We start from the raw sequence: 2,809 nt of genomic DNA, 5'->3' as shown, positions 1-2,809 counted from the left end.
AACTGAAAAGGCATTTTGTTAATTCATAATTAAAATGGGTGGCATTGTAGTGGTTCGTTGGTGGGCATGTTATTAATGGCAAAGTGGTCAATGAAGAATGGTCTCGTAAAACAGGAACGTTGACTGAGAATGAATTAAAGCTTAACAAAGCAATTAAAAAGGCAGGGAGTAAACAGACTGTTTCTTCTCTTCCTGTTCAATTGAAAAAGAATGTGGATATTCGTGATACGGAAATGGTGGAACGAGATAAGCACAAAGCAAAAGCTTCACCAGAAGAAACACAACGTTATAATGATCAAATACCAAAGATTAACAATGAATCAGCCAAAATTGGTGAAAAGGCAGCAGATGCAGCGATTAAGATACAGTACCCTGGTTATACTCGCATTCACCCAACGAGCTTAGATAGTTCTACATCGGAAAAGGGTAACTTTGATATGGTGTATCAAAATGCTAATGGTGATGTGATTATTGTTGAAGCTAAAGGTGGTAGTAGTCCATTAGGTAAAAAGAAAATTGGTGATGAATATTATCAGCAAGGCACAACGAAATATGCACAATCCATTACGAAACAAATGGCTGGTAGTGATAAAAAGTCCGATTATTTAGCTGCTGAAGCTATTAATAACGCCGTGTTTGAGGGAAATAAAGTTCAGTATTTACATGTTAAAACACCAATAACCCGTACTTCTGGTAAGTCTGTTGTTGAAACCGTCGAAATTAGCGAATTTGATATAGATCCCAATGAGTTTAATACAATTGATACCCGTGAATGAAAAGGAGGTAAATAATGCTAAATCGAAATTACACCCCTAATTTCAAAAATGTAAGTCTAGAACGAAGGCTTCAGACGTCAAGGTCTAGAATAGATAGATGTTCGATTAATATAATAAAGAATAGAGATAACCTTCTTAGATATGCACAAGAATATATAAACTTCTCTCGCTGGCTTACTTGGGAAGTTCAAACCCCTGAGATAGAAAAAGAATCTGCAACAGGGCTGCGTTATGCGTCAAAAATGTACGCTGCGTTCTTAAAGCTTGCAGAGCAGCCAGAGCAAGAGCAAACTTTTAAAATATATGACTTACCAGAAGTAACGTGGAATGGTAAGGGGATGTTAGAATCTGGTTATGCAGCTCCATCAGAATGGCTTGATGCCTATTTTTTAGCGGTGATTACTCGCGATACTGAAAGCATGGGTAGCTTGGCAAATTTCCCTATAGAAACGATGAAACAAAGTGCGACACAAGCAGGACCCGTTTCTTATAAGCTAGTTGAAGTATTTCAAGCTTACCATAATCATCTCCCTGATTTTCCTATGTTGTTAAATAATACAATGGAAGAGTTACTTGCAGATGGAGATGACTGGTCAATATACATAGGTATGGGATACTTAGAAACCCTAGCTGCATTAACGCCAGCAACTTTTGATATTGGTTGTGATTTTAATGAAGCACTGGCTAAAAACGTACAAGCGCAAGAACGTTACCACATTAATGAATCAGGCCCTGATCATGCCCCTGTTGATTCATTTTTGCCACTCCAATTGCTCGGTATGGCCTGTATGTGGCATGACCGAGGTAATCAGGTCTTGGTAGAAAGTGACTCTCTGCCACGCTTTTTGATTGAAGGTAAATATTTTTAACGGGTTAAAATGAAGTATCTTCGATAGATGTTTAATTATCGAGAGTCTTTTTAATAGGGAGTTTTGCTCAGCATGTTTGGATTACTAAAAAAATACGACGTACACATGTGCTCAGAAGTAAAAGGGCAGGTTTTGTTAAACGGAAAGCCTGTTGTTGGCGCTAAAATTACACGGCAACTAAATTATATCCATAAGTTTGTTGAAAATGATGAAACTCGAACAGATGAAAATGGAGAATTCTCTATGCCCGAAGTTAATTTAAGTTCAAAAAAGCCGGGAGACATGTTTGTTCATAATTTTACTGAACAGCAAATTGAACTGTTTCATGACGGTCAATCGTACATCCTTTGGCGTTCTAGTGTTATAGGTATCGACGAGTCCCCCGAAGTAAAAGAAAAGTTAGCAACATTGAATGCTGATTTAACCTCTAAGGAGGTTGATTTTACTTTTCCGAACAGACGTAATCGTAATGTAGAGTTTGATGGAACTAGTATTTGTCGTTGGGAAACTGATTTTGATGTCTATGAATTAAACGATGACGAAGAAGGTTTTTTTAATTTTTAACGATTAAAAACGTAAAGCCAAAGAAATGAAGCAACTCCGTATGTTCTTATCAGCATCAGCTCTGTTTGCATCAAGACATTATCAATACGATAAATAACATCAGCCAGCCCGTCAGTGACAGTCATACTCGTATATCGGCTAACCCTACTGGCAACAAAATCCTTGTTCAGCAACAATACCAATGGGATGGATTTGGTAATCCTACCCATTCACTTCGTGCTGACAATAACAGTGCAGATGCCAGTGTTAACAGCCCAACAGCTGGCTTAGAGCGTGCAGAACACATTCAACACTCAGCGTCATCGGCTTTATCATCCGATACTCTAAAGCCCAATAAAAATAATCACGATGTAGTGGTAAACAATGACCGCTTAATGAGCATGGCTGGTGTCGATTACCGCTATGATGCCAGTGGCAACCAAATCAGCCAAATTGGCACTGGCGATAAACAACAGCGCAGTTTTAATGGCTTAAACCAGCTGGTGCAAATCAACGTTAATGGCAAGCTGACCCAATACGAATATGATGCATTAGGCCGTCGCAGCGCAAAAATCACCGAACTCGGTCGCACCGACTTTATTTGGGATAATCACCAGCTGA

Annotated in this window: 3 protein-coding genes and 1 pseudogene; all 4 read left to right on the top strand. The window is 38.8% G+C overall.

The window, feature by feature from the left end; genetic code table 11:
• Nucleotides 1-83 precede the first annotated feature (83 nt).
• Entirely contained in the window at nt 84-776 is a 693-nt protein-coding gene (locus tag ACED29_RS20975; protein ID WP_371698662.1) for a hypothetical protein, read from the top strand.
• A gap of 14 nt (nt 777-790) precedes the next feature.
• Complete coding sequence (locus tag ACED29_RS20970) at nt 791-1,645, top strand: immunity 49 family protein (RefSeq protein WP_371698661.1); 855 nt, start codon at nt 791-793, stop codon at nt 1,643-1,645.
• A 72-nt stretch (nt 1,646-1,717) separates the two neighbouring features.
• Nucleotides 1,718-2,209, top strand: coding sequence for a DUF6795 domain-containing protein (locus ACED29_RS20965; protein ID WP_371698659.1), 492 nt, complete (start codon nt 1,718-1,720; stop codon nt 2,207-2,209).
• Nucleotides 2,210-2,274: 65 nt separating this feature from the next.
• Nucleotides 2,275-2,809: pseudogene (locus tag ACED29_RS20960) on the top strand (hypothetical protein); the annotation flags it as partial.

The sequence above is a fragment of the Shewanella sp. 5S214 genome (assembly GCF_041439795.1).
Lineage (GTDB): Bacteria > Pseudomonadota > Gammaproteobacteria > Enterobacterales > Shewanellaceae > Shewanella > Shewanella vesiculosa.
This window is presented reverse-complemented; position numbering and strand designations above follow the sequence as displayed.

Excerpts from the sequence above, each read along its gene's own strand:
- ACED29_RS20970 (WP_371698661.1), top strand. The coding sequence starts at position 791 with ATGCTAAATCGAAATTACACCCCTAATTTCAAAAATGTAAGTCTAGAA.
- ACED29_RS20965 (WP_371698659.1), top strand. The coding sequence starts at position 1,718 with ATGTTTGGATTACTAAAAAAATACGACGTACACATGTGCTCAGAAGTA.